The sequence below is a fragment of the Ilumatobacter sp. genome (assembly GCF_046290335.1).
Lineage (GTDB): Bacteria > Actinomycetota > Acidimicrobiia > Acidimicrobiales > Ilumatobacteraceae > Ilumatobacter_A.
Window position 1 is genome coordinate 215,317 of record NZ_JBKAGH010000007.1, and the last position, 14,534, is coordinate 229,850.

General features: G+C 65.7%; 19 protein-coding genes and 1 pseudogene. 7 read left to right on the top strand and 13 right to left on the bottom strand.

Annotation, left to right across the window (positions count from 1 at the left end; translation table 11 throughout):
• Positions 1–84 precede the first annotated feature (84 nt).
• The 7 genes from ACE37B_RS21655 to ACE37B_RS21685 all read left to right on the top strand — a co-directional run bounded on the left by ACE37B_RS21655 (position 85) and on the right by ACE37B_RS21685 (position 7,469).
• Positions 85–912, top strand: coding sequence for an SDR family NAD(P)-dependent oxidoreductase (locus ACE37B_RS21655; protein ID WP_409925427.1), 828 nt, complete (start codon positions 85–87; stop codon positions 910–912).
• A 40-nt stretch (positions 913–952) separates the two neighbouring features.
• The gene (locus ACE37B_RS21660; RefSeq protein WP_409925428.1) at positions 953–1,732 is read left to right on the top strand and encodes a ThuA domain-containing protein; all 780 of its coding nucleotides are present in this window, start codon (positions 953–955) and stop codon (positions 1,730–1,732) included.
• Positions 1,733–1,936: 204 nt separating this feature from the next.
• On the top strand, positions 1,937–2,935 hold the full coding sequence (locus ACE37B_RS21665) for a thiamine pyrophosphate-dependent dehydrogenase E1 component subunit alpha (protein ID WP_409925429.1): 999 nt from the start codon (positions 1,937–1,939) through the stop codon (positions 2,933–2,935).
• Complete coding sequence (locus tag ACE37B_RS21670; protein WP_409925430.1) at positions 2,932–3,993, top strand: alpha-ketoacid dehydrogenase subunit beta; 1,062 nt, start codon at positions 2,932–2,934, stop codon at positions 3,991–3,993. The genes ACE37B_RS21665 and ACE37B_RS21670 overlap by 4 nt, the downstream gene beginning before the upstream one ends.
• A 32-nt stretch (positions 3,994–4,025) precedes the next feature.
• The gene (locus ACE37B_RS21675; RefSeq protein WP_409925431.1) at positions 4,026–5,201 is read left to right on the top strand and encodes an NAD(+)/NADH kinase; all 1,176 of its coding nucleotides are present in this window, start codon (positions 4,026–4,028) and stop codon (positions 5,199–5,201) included.
• On the top strand, positions 5,191–6,708 hold the full coding sequence (locus ACE37B_RS21680) for a dihydrolipoamide acetyltransferase family protein (protein WP_409925432.1): 1,518 nt from the start codon (positions 5,191–5,193) through the stop codon (positions 6,706–6,708). The genes ACE37B_RS21675 and ACE37B_RS21680 overlap by 11 nt, the downstream gene beginning before the upstream one ends.
• A 2-nt stretch (positions 6,709–6,710) precedes the next feature.
• On the top strand, positions 6,711–7,469 hold the full coding sequence (locus ACE37B_RS21685) for an SDR family NAD(P)-dependent oxidoreductase (RefSeq protein WP_409925433.1): 759 nt from the start codon (positions 6,711–6,713) through the stop codon (positions 7,467–7,469).
• A gap of 6 nt (positions 7,470–7,475) precedes the next feature.
• Here ACE37B_RS21685 and ACE37B_RS21690 read toward each other — a convergent pair.
• The 13 genes and pseudogenes from ACE37B_RS21690 to rplN form a co-directional block, all read right to left on the bottom strand.
• Positions 7,476–7,832: pseudogene (locus ACE37B_RS21690) on the bottom strand (thiol-disulfide oxidoreductase DCC family protein); the annotation flags it as partial.
• A gap of 174 nt (positions 7,833–8,006) precedes the next feature.
• Positions 8,007–8,672: an adenylate kinase gene (locus tag ACE37B_RS21695; RefSeq protein ID WP_409925434.1), complete on the bottom strand. Its 666-nt coding sequence runs from the start codon at positions 8,670–8,672 to the stop codon at positions 8,007–8,009.
• 19 nt (positions 8,673–8,691) lie between these two features.
• On the bottom strand, positions 8,692–10,011 hold the full coding sequence (gene secY, locus ACE37B_RS21700) for a preprotein translocase subunit SecY (protein ID WP_409925435.1): 1,320 nt from the start codon (positions 10,009–10,011) through the stop codon (positions 8,692–8,694).
• Between the two features lie 317 nt (positions 10,012–10,328).
• Positions 10,329–10,841 (bottom strand): 50S ribosomal protein L15, encoded by a 513-nt coding sequence (gene rplO / locus ACE37B_RS21705; protein WP_409925436.1) that lies wholly within the window; start codon positions 10,839–10,841, stop codon positions 10,329–10,331.
• A gap of 1 nt (position 10,842) precedes the next feature.
• Entirely contained in the window at positions 10,843–11,028 is a 186-nt protein-coding gene (gene rpmD, locus ACE37B_RS21710) for a 50S ribosomal protein L30 (RefSeq protein WP_409925437.1), read from the bottom strand.
• Positions 11,028–11,657, bottom strand: coding sequence for a 30S ribosomal protein S5 (rpsE, locus tag ACE37B_RS21715; protein WP_409925438.1), 630 nt, complete (start codon positions 11,655–11,657; stop codon positions 11,028–11,030). Before rpsE ends, rpmD begins: the two co-directional genes overlap by 1 nt.
• Positions 11,657–12,025: a 50S ribosomal protein L18 gene (gene rplR, locus ACE37B_RS21720; RefSeq protein WP_409925439.1), complete on the bottom strand. Its 369-nt coding sequence runs from the start codon at positions 12,023–12,025 to the stop codon at positions 11,657–11,659. The genes rpsE and rplR overlap by 1 nt, the downstream gene beginning before the upstream one ends.
• A 29-nt stretch (positions 12,026–12,054) precedes the next feature.
• Positions 12,055–12,597, bottom strand: coding sequence for a 50S ribosomal protein L6 (gene rplF, locus ACE37B_RS21725; RefSeq protein WP_409925440.1), 543 nt, complete (start codon positions 12,595–12,597; stop codon positions 12,055–12,057).
• A 6-nt stretch (positions 12,598–12,603) separates the two neighbouring features.
• On the bottom strand, positions 12,604–13,005 hold the full coding sequence (gene rpsH, locus ACE37B_RS21730; protein ID WP_409925441.1) for a 30S ribosomal protein S8: 402 nt from the start codon (positions 13,003–13,005) through the stop codon (positions 12,604–12,606).
• A gap of 10 nt (positions 13,006–13,015) precedes the next feature.
• Positions 13,016–13,201, bottom strand: a complete 186-nt coding sequence (locus ACE37B_RS21735) for a type Z 30S ribosomal protein S14 (RefSeq protein ID WP_015440399.1) — start codon at positions 13,199–13,201, stop codon at positions 13,016–13,018.
• A 22-nt stretch (positions 13,202–13,223) separates the two neighbouring features.
• Positions 13,224–13,862: a 50S ribosomal protein L5 gene (gene rplE / locus ACE37B_RS21740; protein ID WP_409925442.1), complete on the bottom strand. Its 639-nt coding sequence runs from the start codon at positions 13,860–13,862 to the stop codon at positions 13,224–13,226.
• Positions 13,862–14,164: a 50S ribosomal protein L24 gene (rplX, locus tag ACE37B_RS21745; RefSeq protein WP_409925443.1), complete on the bottom strand. Its 303-nt coding sequence runs from the start codon at positions 14,162–14,164 to the stop codon at positions 13,862–13,864. Before rplX ends, rplE begins: the two co-directional genes overlap by 1 nt.
• The gene (gene rplN / locus ACE37B_RS21750) at positions 14,164–14,532 is read right to left on the bottom strand and encodes a 50S ribosomal protein L14 (protein ID WP_040493564.1); all 369 of its coding nucleotides are present in this window, start codon (positions 14,530–14,532) and stop codon (positions 14,164–14,166) included. Before rplN ends, rplX begins: the two co-directional genes overlap by 1 nt.
• Between the last annotated feature and the right edge of the window lie 2 nt (positions 14,533–14,534).

Here is a 14,534-nt window from a genome sequence, read left to right on the forward strand (position 1 = left end):
GTCGGTTCGGCCTGTGCCACGTCGGTTCGGATCGTCGGACGCCTCCGGTGGCAGAAGTGATCGACTGGTCAATTACGTTGCGGAGTGCGTCGCCGCGTCACGCTGCGTTCGCTTCACCTGCACGACCACGCACCACATGGGGGCTACATCATGGATCTCGGACTCGCCGGCAAGAAGGCACTCATCACCGGCTCGACCAAGGGTCTCGGGCGGGCGATCGCCGAAACGCTGATCGCCGAAGGCGCGTCTGTCGCGATCTGCTCGCGGACCGCCGATGACGTCGACACCGCCGTCGCAGAAATGTCGAAGAACGCGACCGGCACCGTGGTCGGCTCGGTGTGCGACGCTGCTGACAGCGATGCCGTACGCGCGTGGGTCGCGGCGTCGATCGAAGCACTCGGCGGTGTCGACATCTATGTCCACAACACGTCGGGCAAGCCCGCCAAGTCGCTCGACAAGTGGCAGAACAACATGGACATCGACCTGATGTCGCTGCTCCACGGTGTCGATGCGGCATCGGCTGCGCTGGCCGACGGTGGCGGCGCACTGATCTCGATCGGCACGACCGCCACGAGCGAGCACTTCGCCTCCGGCTCCGGCAGCTACTCCGCATTCAAGGCGGCGGTGACCAACTGGACGCTCGGTCAGGCGCAGGTGCTCGGCTCGAAAGGCGTGCGCTGCAACGTCGTGTCGCCGGGACCGATCTTCGTGGAAGGCGGCGACTGGAACATGATCAAAGATCACATGCCCGATTTCTACGACGCCAGCGCGAAGACGCATCCGGGCGGTGCGCTCGGCGAACCTCAAGACGTCGCCAACGCCGTTGCCTTCCTCGCGAGCGATGCGGCGAAGCACATCAACGGTGTCAACCTGACCGTCGACGGCGGCTTCCTCAAGCGCGTCGACTTCTGAGCCGCCATCGCGCGGACGCGACCATTCGGAGCACCCTGCCATGACCGATCAGCAACCCGGTACACGTGTCGACGTCACCCTCGTCGCCGGAGGGAAGTATCACGACGTCGACTTCGCCCGACTCGAACTCCTCAAGCTTCTCGCCGAGCACGACGAGTTGCGAGTGCGGGTGCAGCCCGACTACGAGGATCACGAGGCGATCACCGCCGGATCGATCCTGGTGTCCTACACCTGCGACGTTCGTCCGTCGGTCGAGGCCCAAGAGGCCATCCGCGCCTGGGTCGACGGAGGTGGTCGGTGGGTGGCCTTGCACGGCACCAACGCTGCGCTCACGATCGGTGGGCCACACGGTGTCGAGTCGCCGAGGTGCCAACCGTTGTGGTCCGAAACGCTCGGGAGTCAGTTCGTCGCACATCCGCCGATCCAGCCATACACCGTGCAGGTGAGCGCCCCTGACCATTGGCTCGTCGAAGGCATCGAGAGCTTCGACACCGACGACGAGTTGTATCTGTCCGAGTACGCCGACCGCGACGCGCTCGAGCCGCTGCTGCACACGACCTGGTCCGGTCAGGCGACCGGCTTCGCCGAGGTCGACTGGTCACTCGATACCGCTGGTACCGATCAGCACCTCGTCATGTACCTTCGTCCGCTCGGCGATGGAGCGGTGCTCTACAACACCCTCGGCCACTGCCGCGGCCACTACGACATGGCGCCGGCCGTCGCGTACTATCCGAGAGTCGAGCGGTGCTCGTGGGAACAGCCCGCCTACTACGAGATCCTGCGTCGCTCGATCCGGTGGGCCCGCGGTGCGACGAGCTGAGGTGCAGACTCGTCGCTCGATGGCACCTCGCACCGACGGTGATGCTCGCCCCGACCGAACCCAACCATACCCCTCCATCACAGCGCCCGACATCGCAACCCCACCATCCCCGCCACCATCCCCGCCAATATCCCCGCCACCACCGAGCCGAGCCTCGGATCGAGCCCGACAGGGAACCGAGCCGCACATGGAATTGAGCTGCACATGCATCTGAACACCGACACTCAACTCGACTTGCACCGCCGTATGGTCCGCATCCGGTTGTTCGAGGAAGCCGCTGGCCGACTCGCCGAAGGCAACCGGCTGCCCGGCTTCTTGCACCTCTACGTCGGGGAGGAGGCCGTCGCCGCCGGCGTGTGCGGCAACCTGACCGACGAGGACCAGATCACCTCGACCCACCGCGGCCACGGTCACCTCGTCGCGAAAGGCGGCGACTTCAACCAGATGATGGCCGAACTCATGGGCAAGGCCACCGGCTACAACAAGGGCAAGGGCGGGTCGATGCACATCTGCGACCTCGACCTCGGCATGCTCGGCGCCAACGGTATCGTCGGCGCAGGCTCCCCGATCGCCGTCGGCGCCGCACTGGCCAACAAGTACAAGAAGAACGGCAACGTCGCCGTCGCGTTCTTCGGTGACGGAGCCACCAACATCGGAGCGTTCCACGAAGCGGCCAACATGGCGTGCGCGCTCCACCTGCCGATCGTGTTCGCCTGCGAGAACAACGAGTACGGCGAGTTCACGCCACGCGAGAAGACGATGGCGATCACCGACATCGTCGACCGTGCCGCTGGGTACGGCATGCCCGGCGTGATCTGCGACGGGATGGACGTCGTTGCGGTGTACGAGGCCGCCGGCGAAGCGATCCAACGAGCACGAGAGGGTGGCGGGCCCGCCCTCATCGAGGCGAAGACCTACCGCTTCTACAACCACCATGGGGTGCAGAACCTCGGTCTGAAGTACCGAACCGACGAAGAGGTCGCCGAGAAACGTAAACAGGATCCGATCTTCACCTTCGAAGACCGCATGATCGAGATCGGCACCGTCAACCGCGACGACATCGACGCGATCTGGGCAGAGCTCAGGGCCGACATCGAGGTCGCCATCCAATTTGCCGATGACAGCGATCTGCCGACCCCCGACCAGGTGCTCACCGGCGTCTACACCGGCAGCACCACCACCATGAGCGGAGCAGCACGATGACGATGACCGACGACTCCCCCACCATCGACGTCGACACGTCGACGTCGAGCGATCAGCGCATCTCGTCAGATCGCAAGATCGCGTACGTCGCGGCCTTCAACGAGGCGGTCGCACAGCAGATGGAAGCCGACCCCGACGTGTTCTGCGCCGGGGAGGACATCGGTGCATTCGGCGGCGTGTTCCAGACCTACGCGGGGTTGCAGAAGCGATTCGGTGAGGAACGCTGCTTCGACACCCCGATCAGTGAGCAGGCGATCGTCGGGCTCGGCATCGGCGCCGCCGTCACGGGTCTGCGACCGATCGTCGACCTCATGTTCATGGACTTCATCTGCGTGGCGATGGACCAGATCGTCAATCAGGCCGCCAAGCTCAAGTACATGTTCGGCGGCGACGCCACGCTGCCGATGACGATCACGTGCGCCGGCGGTGCTGGGCTCTCGGCTGCAGCACAACACAGCCAGAGCCTCGAAGCGATCCTGTGCCACATCCCCGGCCTGAAGGTGATCTACCCGTCGAACCCCTACGACATGAAGGGGCTGATGACCTCGTGCATTCGCGAGGACAATCCCACGATCATGATCAAGCACAAGCGGCTGCTCGGCATGTCGGGGGCTGTGCCCGAAGACCCCTACTCGATTCCGCTGGGCGTTGCCAACATCGCCCGCGCCGGCGACGACGTCACCGTCGTCGCGTGGGGCCGCATGGCCAATGAAGCCCTCGACGCTGCCGAGATTCTCGCCGGCGAAGGGATCAGCTGTGAGGTCGTCGATCCGCGCACGCTGCAACCGCTCGACACCGACACGATCGTGGCGTCGACGAAGAAGACGAACCGCGTCGTGGTGGTGCATGAAGCAGTCCGCTTCGGCGGGCTGGGCGGCGAGATCGCCGCACAGATCCAGGAGCATGCCTTCGACTACCTCGATGCGCCGGTCGCCCGAGTTGCAGCCCCGTTCACGCCGGTGCCGTTCAGCCCCGCGCTCGAGCAGCACTACGTGCCCGACGCGGCCGCCATCGCCGATGGGATCCGCGGCGTCATGGCCCGGCCCGGCGCGAACTGATCCGACTGATCGACGGACGGCCCTACTCGCCCATGCCCGACGGTTCGACGCCGACACCGGAGACGAGCAACGACGTGCTCGCCGCCACTCCTGCGCCCCGACCCGGCGTGGTCGGCGTGATCGTCAATCCGATCGCCGGCAAAGACATCCGCCGACTCTCGACAGGAGCGACGCACACACCTGACACCACGAAGATGGGGATCGTCCGGCGAATCGTCGCAGCAGCGGCCGAATCCGGTGCGACCGAGTTGCTGCTCGCCGACGACCCGCATCGGCTCGCGAGACGAGCGATCGAGCGACTCGACCTGCCATCGTCGGCCGAGGTCCGGTTGCTGTCGGACCACGTTCGTGGATCTCGGACCGACACGATCAGCGCAGCGGCCGAGATGCGATCGCTCGGCGCATCGGTGGTGCTGGTGCTCGGCGGCGACGGAACCTGTCGCGACGCTGCCACCGGGTGGCCGGACATTCCGCTGATCGCGATCTCGACCGGTACGAACAACGTGTACCCCACTGCGGTCGACGGCACCTCGGCGGGCGTCGCCGCCGGCCTCATCGCATCCGGCGCCGTCGACCTCGATCGCGTCGGTCAGCGCACCAAACGCATCGTCGTCCACATCGCGGTCGCCGGGTCGAGCACCGAGATCGACGACGTCGCACTCGTCGACCTCGCCCTCATCGACCAGACCTTCGTCGGCGCACGCGCGGTGAAGGAACCCGAGACCATCAAGGTCGTCGTCGCGGCGATCGGCGAGCCCGGCTCGACCGGCCTGTCGAGCATTGCGGGTCGCACCCACCCGATCGATCGTCACGTTCGAGGTGGCGTCGCCATCACGATGGCGCACCACGGCGATGAGAACATCGCCCGCCGGGTTCGGGTGCCGCTGTCTCCCGGAACCTTCGACACCCTCGACCTCGCCGACGTCCGCCCGATCGACGACGGCGAACCGTTCGTCCTCCGCGGTCCGGGGGTGTTGGCCTTCGATGGCGAGCGCGACGTGCCGATCGGCGCCGACGCGGTCGTCACCGCGACGATCGGGCGCAGCGGTCCGATTCTCATCGACGTGATGAAGACCCTGATGCTCGCAGCGAACCACGAACGCTTCGATGTCGCGTCCGAGATCGAAACGCTGTCCGAAGCCGACTCGGCGACATCCACGTCCACGTCCACCAACGTCTCACCCGAAAGGGCCCCCGATGCCAACTGAATTCCAGATGCCCAAGCTCGGACTCACGATGGAGGAGGGCACGATCCTCGAGTGGCTCGTCGAGGACGGTGCCGAGATCACCGTTGGCGCGCCGGTGCTGGTGATCGAAACCGACAAGACCGAAACCGAAGTCGAGGCCGCTGCGTCCGGCACGCTGCAGCGGGTCGGTGCCGCTGGCGACACGTTCCCGTGTGGAGCGACCATCGCGTACGTCTACGGTCCCGGCGAGTCGCCGACGAGCGCGCCGAGTGCAGCCGCTGCACCCTCAGCTTCCCCAGCGCCTGCGGAGACGGCCGATCCCGTCGCGGTCGCGCCAGCTGCAGTCGGCACGACCGTGGCGGTTCCTGCGGCCGCCACCGGCCGGGTGATCGCGTCACCCAACGCCCGCCGCGTCGCAGCCGAGCGCGGCATCGCGATCCAGACGGTGCGCGGCACCGGTCCGGGCGGTCGGATCACCTCCGACGACGTCGTCGACGTGGCCGACGGCCGCGTCGCCGGCATGCCGCCCCCTGCCACCCCGTCAACGCTCAGCGCGTCCGCACCCAGCTCGATGGCAGCGCCGACCGCCGCGTCGGTCCCGAGCCGCCCACAGGTGGCACCGGCGGCATCGGCGGCAGCCCCGGGTTCGTCAGCGCCCGCCTCGGTCGCCGCTCGCCAGCTCGCCGACCTGCTCGGCGTCGATCTCGCCGCGGTCGCCCCCGACCCCACCGACGGCCGGGTCACGAGAGACGGGGTCGCCGCCCACGTGCGCTCACTGCTGGCCGGCTCGACCGGAGGGCCGACGACATCCGGATCGCGCGGCACGACCGGAGGCTCCGCACCGACCACGCAGGAACCGACCCAGACCATCCGGCTCTCCGGCATGCGAGGCACCATCGCCAAGCGGATGTACAGCTCCCTGCAGGAGATGGCCCAACTGACGCTCACGATGGACGCCGACATGGACGCGGTGGTCCTCGACCGCAACGCCCGAAAGGACGCGGGCAACGCGCCGGGCTTCACCGACTACGTCATCGCTGCGTCGGCTCGCGCCCTGCGCGATCACCCGAACGTCAACGCCCAGGTGACCGACGACGGCATCGCCCTGCTCCCCGATGTGCACGTCGGCCTCGCCGTGGCGCTCGACGGCGGCCTCATCGTGCCGGTCGTCAAGCACGCCGATCGTTTGTCGCTCGGCCAACTCGGCCCCGAGACCAGCCGCCTCGCCGACGGCGCCCGCGCCGGTTCGCTCGGCCCCGACGACGTTCAGGGTGGCACCTTCTCCGTCACGGCGCTCGGCATGTTCGGCGTCGATGCCTTCACGCCGGTGATCAACCCGCCCAACGCGGCGATCCTCGGTGTCGGACGGCTGCGCGACGACCTCATCTTGGTCGACGGGCAGGTTCGCACCACCAAGCGCTTGACCCTGAGCCTCACCTGGGACCATCGAGTCGTCGACGGCGCACCGGCCGCCGAGTTCACCCAGACCATCTGCGAGTATCTCGCCGACCCGTCACGGCTCGTCTGAGCATGGCCACGCGGTTCGATTTCACCGGCCGTCGCGCCGTCGTCACCGGCGCCAGTCGGGGGATCGGCGAGGCGATCGCACGGCGCCTCGACGCCGGCGGTGCACGCGTCGCGCTGGTCGCTCGAAGTGCGGACCGGCTCCACACCATCGCCGCCGGCCTGGCCAACGACCCGCTCGTCATCGTCGCCGACCTCGCCGATCCCGATGCGCCACAACGAATCGCCGACGAGGTGTTGGCGGCGTTCGAGGGCATCGACATCGTCGTCAACAATGCAGCGGTCGAACGTAACCAGCCGGCGCATCGAGCATCGGGGGATGCCATCGACGAGACCCTCTTCGTCAATCTTCGCCAGCCCTTCCTGTTGTGCGCAGCATTCGCCAAGCCGCTCTTCGCGAGTCGGGGTGCCATCGTCAACATCTCCTCGACGGCGGCAACCGGTGCCGGCGGTACGCAAGGCGCATATGCCGCGTCGAAGGGCGGACTCAACACGCTGACCAAGAACCTCGCCAACGAATGGGCCGACAAAGGCGTCCGCGTCAACGGCGTCGCTCCCGGTCTGGTCGACACCGAAATGTGGGACTCGACGTTCGAGCAACTCGGTGAAGACGCCGTTCGCTCCAGCTTCGTGAAACGCGTGCCGATGCAGCGTTGGGGCACCGCGGAGGAGATCGCCGACGTCGCCTGCTTCCTGGCCTCCGATGCGGCGAGCTACGTCACCGGACAGACCATCAAGGTCGACGGGGGCATGACCAACAACTGAGTGGCGTCACCCCTCGACGGCGTCGATCGGCTCACACTCGCCGGGGTTCGCTCGGCACCAGGGGATCTCACCGGGAAAGCGTCGACGATGTCGGGCGATCCACTCGTAGATCCGGTCGAGCAACCACGGTGCGCCGGGCACACGCCACAGCCACAGGGGCCACCGACGCTGCCACGCGATTGCGATCATCAGGCCGACCGCCTTCGGGCCCCCGACCGCGATGTCACCGTCGGCAGCCACCGTCCACGCCGCAGCCTCGGTTTGGGCCACCGTCAGCGCGGACCGCTCACGAACTCCCCTCGCCTGCCCGGCGACGATCTCGACCCGGTGATGTCGATCGAACTTGCCGAGCCACCTGGCCGACCTGGTGCAGAAGCCTCAATAGCCATCGAAGACGAGCAGCGCAGACTCGGGAACCTCGCGAGGAAGGACGCCGTAGTCCATCGGGGCAGTCGCCATGCCGTCAGTCTACGGAAACGACGGATTCCGCCAGGCCGTGCTCGGCTCCGGCAGCCTGGGAGTCTGCTGTCGTGTCGCTCAGCGCCGGTTGTTGTCGACCGCTTTGACCAGTCGCTCGAAGACCGCATCGGGATGGCCGACGCCGTTCACGACGGCGAGCCGGTTCTGATCGCCGTAGTGCTTGATGAGCGGGAACGTCTGCTCCTCGTAGAGGTCCAGGCGTCGATTGACCGACTCGGGCGTGTCGTCGTCACGCTGGAGCACGTCGCCACCACACACGTCGCAGATCCACGTCTGCGGGTCGTTGCCGGTCGAGGTGTAATTCGTGCCGCAGTCCCGGCACACACGACGCGACGAGATGCGCTCGAGGACGATCTCGCGCGGCACGTTGAGATCGAGCACCACGTCGACCGGCTTGCGCAGGGAGTGCGCGATCTCGTCGAGCGCCTCGGCCTGTTCGATCGTGCGCGGAAAGCCGTCGAGGATGTACCCGCGAGTGTCGGCATCAGGGGCTTGGAGCCGGTCACGAACGATGCCGATCATGATGTCATCCGACACCAAGCCGCCGGCATCCATCACCTTCTTGGCTTCAAGACCGAGCGGCGTCGCCTCGCGCACCGCGGCACGCAGCATGTCACCGGTCGAGATGTGCGGCACGACGAAGTGCCGGCTCAGCCGCACACACTGTGTGCCCTTGCCAGCACCCTGCCGTCCGAGAATGATGAGGCGGGCACCCGGGATCATCGGCGTCGATCTCCTGCGGTCAGGACAGGAATCCCTCGTAGTTGCGCAGCGTGAGCTGGCTGTCGATCTGACGCATGAGTTCGAGTGCGACGCCGACCGAGATGAGCACCGACGTTCCGGCGAAGCCGAACGTCGACACGTCGGCGGCGAGGAGCAAGATGTACGGCAGGATCGCGATGATCGCGATGAACACCGCGCCGGGCAACGTGATGCGGTTGACGGCCTTGCCGAGGTAGCGCTCGGTCTGCGGCCCGGGGCGGATACCGGGAATGAACCCGCCCTGACGGCGCAGCTGGTCGGCCTGACGAACCGGGTCGAACGCGATCGAGTTGTAGAAGTACGCGAACGCGATGATCATCAGTGCGAACAGCGTGATGTACACCACGTTCGACGGGTTGACGATGTACTCGTCGACGAATCGCGCCACGTCGCCACGCCACCCTTCGCCGGAGCCCAACACGTTCGACATGATCACCGGCAGCAGCAGGATCGAGCTCGCGAAGATGATCGGGATGACGCCCGACTGGTTCACCTTCAACGGGATGTAGGTGTTCTGGCCGCCCATCATCCGGCGCCCGACCACACGTTTGGCGAACTGCACCGGGATGCGCCGTTGCCCGAGTTCGACGAACACCACGGCGACGATGATGAAGATCGTCAGCAGGACCATCGCGATGAACCAGAACACCTTGTTCAGCTGCAGGATGCTCCAGAAACCACCGGGCAGCGAGGCCACCACCGACGCGAAGATCACCATCGACATGCCGTTGCCGATGCCACGCTGTGAGATCAACTCGCCCAGCCACATGAGCACCGCGGTGCCGGCGACGAGCGTCGGGATGATCAGGTACCCGCGAGGCCAGAGCCCATCGGGCAGCAGGACCACGTCGGGCACGTTGCCAGCGCCGAAGAACGCCTGACCGTTACCGGTTCCGAAGATGAACACCAGGCCGGTCGCCTGCAGGGTGGCCAAGCCGATGGTGACGTAACGGGTGTACTGGGTGATCTTGCGCTGGCCGATCGCACCCTCCTGCTGGAGTTGTTCGAGCTTGGGGATGACCACGCCGAGGACCTGCATGATGATGCTGGCCGTGATGTAGGGCATGATGCCGAGCGCGAAGATCGAGAACGACTCGAAGGCCCCGCCGGAGAAGAGGTTCAAGAAACCGAGCGCGCCTTGCTGGTCAGCCGAGGCCCGAAGTTGCTCGATCGCGAACGGGTCGACACCAGGGACGCGGATCGCCACGCCGAGGCGGTACACGGCGACCATGGCGACCACGAACAGCAACTTGTTGCGCAAGTCGCTGATCTTGAACACGTTCAGCAGGTTGGAAAGCATGAAGTCCTCTGGATTCCCTCGAGCGAGGGGTCGAAAGCGATGCGCGACCAGTGGCGCAGACCGGCCCGAGGCTACCAGCGAGACCGTCGCGATTCCCAGTGGCAGCGGGTTCGGGAAAGGAGCAGATTACGGCCACACGAGCCATCGCTTCTGCGCCGAAAAAGACCGACGGCCCGCACCAAGGGTGCGAGCCACCGATCAACATCATCACGCTGATTCGGGATCAGATCGTTCGAGTGCAAGGAAGCACGAGCCGAGTTGGCTTCCGCCAACGAGCAGCGATGTGCTGACGCAGCAATCGGGCGATCTGGCCCGAATCAGCGGTTCATGAATTGGTTGCCGGATGAGGCCGGGCGACCAGCCTTGCCCTCTTCCTTGAACGGAAGGGTGATCAGCGTGACGGAGCCGCCAGCGGCTTCGATCGCGGACACGGCGGCTGCCGAGGCACCATGCGCCGACACGTCGAGCTTGGTCGACACTTCGCCACGAGCGAGGATCTTCACGAACGCGCCCTTGCGGACGACGCCGTGCGCCACGAGCACGTCGGGGTCGATGTCGGCGCTGCCGATCTTCTCTGCGAGGTCGGCGAGCGTGTGCAGGTTGACCGCCTGGTACTCGACGCGGAACGGGTTCTTGAACCCGCGCAGCTTCGGCACGCGCTGCTTGAGCGGCATCTGGCCACCCTCGAAACCGCGAGCGACGGTGTTGCGGGCGCGCTGGCCCTTGGTGCCGCGGCCTGCGGTCTTTCCGCCCTTGCCGCCGGTACCGCGAGCGACGCGCTTGCGGCTCTTGGTCGAGCCCGGTGCGGGCTTGAGGTCATGGACCTTCATGTCAGCTCTCCTCTTCCGACACTTCGATCAGATGCGGGACCCGGGCGATCATGCCGCGGATCTCCGGTCGATCGGGAAGCGTGTTGGTCTGGCCGATCTTGCCGATCCCGAGGGCGCGCAGCGTGCCTCGGTGCTTGGGCTTGGTGCCGATCGCCGACTTGATCTGGGTGACGGTGATCTGACCCATCAGGCAGTTCCTTCGGATGCGTCGGCGGCCACTGCGGCCACCGGCTTCTTGTTGGACTCGTTGTACGCGTTGAGCAGCCCCTTCGGGACGAACTCGTCCGGGTTCAGACCACGCCGCTTGGCGACATCGTCCGGACGCTGCAGCGACTTGAGACCATCGACGGTCGCGCGTGCCACGTTGATGTGGTTCGCCGAGCCGAGGGACTTGCAGAGCACGTCGTGGACACCCGCCTCTTCGAGGATGACGCGAGCAGCACCGCCCGCGATGACACCGGTACCGGCCGATGCCGGCTTGATCATCACGCGACCGCCACCGGTACGACCGAGGACCTCGTGGATGATGGTTCCGCCCGCCATCGGGACGGTGAACAGGTTGCGGCGTGCTTCCTCCGTGCCCTTCTGGATCGCCAGGGGAACTTCCTTCGCCTTGCCGTAGCCGAGACCGACGCGGCCGTTGCCGTCGCCGATCACCACGAGCGCGGTGAACGAGAACCGTCGACCACCCTTGACGACCTTGGCCACGCGGTTGATCGTGATGACGCGCGACTCGCGCAGGCCATCGGGATCGGGGGCCCGCTCGCGACCACCGTCACGACCGCCGCCACCTCGGGGATTGTCTCCGAATGCCATCAGAACTCCAGACCTGCGTCACGTGCAGCAGACGCCACGGCAGCGATACGGCCGTGGTAGGCGAATCCACCTCGGTCGAAGACGACCTGGGTGATACCGGCAGCCTTGGCGCGCTCGGCGACGAGCTGACCGACCTTGGTGGCCGCTTCGACGGAAGCCGTCGAGCCGGATGCACGAAGATCGGCTTCGGTGGTCGAGGCGGCGGCCAGGGTGACACCCAGGTCGTCGTCGATCACTTGCACCGACAGATGCTTGTTGGAACGGAACACGGCGAGACGCGGACGCGCCGCCGTTCCGTAGATCTTCTTGCGGACTCGGCGGTGACGCCGGATCCGGCCGCTGCGGCGGGCTTGTGCAATCTTCGTCATGGCTTACTTCTTTCCCTGCCTGACCGACGTCACTTCTTGCCGGCTTTGCCGGCCTTGCGGATGATGCGTTCGCCGGCGTAGCGCACGCCCTTGCCCTTGTACGGCTCGGGCTTGCGGAGGCTGCGGATGTTGGCCGCGACCTGTCCGACGATCTCGTTGTCGATGCCCGTCACGATGATCGAAGTCTGTTGCGGCACTTCGAAGACGATGCCTTCGGGCGCCTCCACGTCGATCGTATGGCTGAACCCGAGGTTCATGCGCAGCTTGTTGGGGCCCTGCTGCTCGGCGCGGTAACCGACGCCGTGGATCTGCAGTTCCTTGCGGAACCCTTCCGTCACGCCGATGACCATGTTGTTCAAGAGGCTCCGTGTGAGCCCGTGCAACGCCTTGGTCTTGTTCTCGTCGTTGGGCCGGGTGACGGTGAGCGTGTCGCCGTCTTGCTCGATCGAGATGTTGCCGGGGATGACGCGCTCGAGGTTGCCCTTGGGGCCCTTGACCGAGACTCGACCATTGGCGACGGTGACGTCGACGCCGGCCGGGACCGTGATGGGTGCTTTACCAATTCGAGACATCTCAGATCACCAGACGTAACAGAGGACCTCGCCGCCCACCTTGCGCTTGCGCGCTTCGCGGTCGGACATGAGGCCGTTCGAGGTGGACAGGACAGCGACGCCGAGACCACCGAGCACACGAGGCACATTGGTGGACTTGCGGTAGACCCGCAGGCCGGGCGTCGAGATTCGACGAATACCCGAGATCGTGCGTTCACGCTCTTCGGAGTACTTCATCGCGATGGTCAGCACCTCACCGACGCCACGCGGCGACGGCGCGGTGTCAAAACCGGCGATGTAGCCCTCGGCGAGGAGAACCTTCGCGAGGGCGACCTTCTGCTTGGACGACGGCATCGTCACCTCGTCGTGCATCGCCGTGTTGGCGTTGCGGACGCGGGTGAGCATGTCGGCGATGGGATCGGTCAGCATGGTTCTCTCCTCACCAGCTCGACTTCGTCAGGCCAGGGATCTCACCGGCGTGAGCAAGCTCACGCAGGCAGATACGACACAGGCCGAACTTGCGGTAGACGGAACGGGCGCGACCGCAGCGACGGCAACGCGTGTAGGCGCGCACCTTGAACTTCGGCTTCGCGTTGGCTTTGTTGATCAGTGCTTTCTTTGCCATGACAATCCTCGGTCAGCTCAGTTCACTTGCTCTTCTTGCCGTACAGCGGACGCTTGCGGCGCTTCTTGCGAGGGGCGTTGGCCGCTTCCTCGCCCTTCTTGAAGGGGAACCCGAACGCATCGAGGAGCGCGTAGCCGGCCTCGTCGTTGTCGGCCGTGGTGACGATGGTGATGTCCATGCCTCGCTGGTGGTCGATCTTGTCCGGGTCGATCTCGGCGAACATCGACTGCTCGTTGAGTCCGAAGGTGTAGTTGCCCTGCCCGTCCCACGAGTGAGCCGGCAGGCCACGGAAGTCACGAATACGGGGAATCGCCACCGACACGAGACGGTCGAGGAACTCCCACATACGATCGCCGCGAAGGGTGACCTTCGCACCGATGGCCTGGCCTTCGCGCAGTTTGAAGTTCGCGATCGACTTCTTCGCCTTGGTGACGATCGGCTTCTGACCGGAGATGACGGTGAGGTCGCTGATCGCGCCTTCCATCAACGACGGCTGGCCAGCGGCGCGGCCCATGCCCATGTTGATGACGATCTTCTCGAGCTTGGGCACTTGCATCACGTTCTCGATGCCGAGCTGGTCCTTCAGCGCTGCAGCGATGTCGTTGTTGTACTTCGCCTTGAGGCGAGGAATCTCGCCCGTGACGGTTGCGGTCTCAGCCATCAGATCTGTTCTCCAGACGGGCGGGCGATGCGCACCTTGGTGCCATCATCGTTGATCTTGTAGCCGACGCGGACCTTCTTGCCGCCGTGCACGAGCATCACGTTGCTCGCGTCGATCGGCATGTCCTTGTCGATGATGCCACCCTGCTCATTGGCACGGCTCGGCTTCGAATGCTTGGACGCCGTGTTGACGCCCTGCACGATGATCTGGTTCTTCTTGGGAAAGACGTGCTCGATCTCGCCCTGCTTACCCTTGTCTTTGCCGGTGATCACCTCGACGGTGTCACCCTTCTTGAGCTTCATCACAACACCTCCGGAGCGAGCGACACGATGCGCATGAACTTGCGGTCACGCAGTTCACGGCCGACGGGGCCGAAGATGCGGGTGCCGCGAGGCGTCATGTCGTCTTTGATCAGCACGGCAGCGTTCTCGTCGAAGCGGATGTAGCTGCCGTCGGGACGACGCTTTTCCTTCTTCGTGCGGACGACGACGCACTTGACGACCTCGCCCTTCTTGACGCCAGCTCCAGGCATGGCGTCTTTGACGGTCGCGACGAACACGTCACCGATCGACGCATAACGGCGACGTGTGCCGCCGAGCACCTTGATGCACAGGACTTCTTTGGCGCCGCTGTTGTCGGCGACACGAAGTCGGGATTCTTGCTGGATCACTG

Bases quoted from the DNA above. Each gene is read 5' to 3' on its own strand.
- ACE37B_RS21660 (WP_409925428.1), top strand. From the start codon at position 953: ATGACCGATCAGCAACCCGGTACACGTGTCGACGTCACCCTCGTCGCC.
- ACE37B_RS21665 (WP_409925429.1), top strand. From the start codon at position 1,937: ATGCATCTGAACACCGACACTCAACTCGACTTGCACCGCCGTATGGTC.
- ACE37B_RS21670 (WP_409925430.1), top strand. From the start codon at position 2,932: ATGACGATGACCGACGACTCCCCCACCATCGACGTCGACACGTCGACG.
- ACE37B_RS21675 (WP_409925431.1), top strand. From the start codon at position 4,026: ATGCCCGACGGTTCGACGCCGACACCGGAGACGAGCAACGACGTGCTC.
- ACE37B_RS21680 (WP_409925432.1), top strand. From the start codon at position 5,191: ATGCCAACTGAATTCCAGATGCCCAAGCTCGGACTCACGATGGAGGAG.
- ACE37B_RS21685 (WP_409925433.1), top strand. From the start codon at position 6,711: ATGGCCACGCGGTTCGATTTCACCGGCCGTCGCGCCGTCGTCACCGGC.
- ACE37B_RS21695 (WP_409925434.1), bottom strand. From the start codon at position 8,672: ATGATCCCGGGTGCCCGCCTCATCATTCTCGGACGGCAGGGTGCTGGC.
- secY (WP_409925435.1), bottom strand. From the start codon at position 10,011: ATGCTTTCCAACCTGCTGAACGTGTTCAAGATCAGCGACTTGCGCAAC.
- rplO (WP_409925436.1), bottom strand. From the start codon at position 10,841: ATGAAGGTCCATGACCTCAAGCCCGCACCGGGCTCGACCAAGAGCCGC.
- rpmD (WP_409925437.1), bottom strand. From the start codon at position 11,028: ATGGGTCAGATCACCGTCACCCAGATCAAGTCGGCGATCGGCACCAAG.
- rpsE (WP_409925438.1), bottom strand. From the start codon at position 11,657: ATGGCATTCGGAGACAATCCCCGAGGTGGCGGCGGTCGTGACGGTGGT.
- rplR (WP_409925439.1), bottom strand. From the start codon at position 12,025: ATGACGAAGATTGCACAAGCCCGCCGCAGCGGCCGGATCCGGCGTCAC.
- rplF (WP_409925440.1), bottom strand. From the start codon at position 12,597: ATGTCTCGAATTGGTAAAGCACCCATCACGGTCCCGGCCGGCGTCGAC.
- rpsH (WP_409925441.1), bottom strand. From the start codon at position 13,005: ATGCTGACCGATCCCATCGCCGACATGCTCACCCGCGTCCGCAACGCC.
- ACE37B_RS21735 (WP_015440399.1), bottom strand. From the start codon at position 13,201: ATGGCAAAGAAAGCACTGATCAACAAAGCCAACGCGAAGCCGAAGTTC.
- rplE (WP_409925442.1), bottom strand. From the start codon at position 13,862: ATGGCTGAGACCGCAACCGTCACGGGCGAGATTCCTCGCCTCAAGGCG.
- rplX (WP_409925443.1), bottom strand. From the start codon at position 14,164: ATGAAGCTCAAGAAGGGTGACACCGTCGAGGTGATCACCGGCAAAGAC.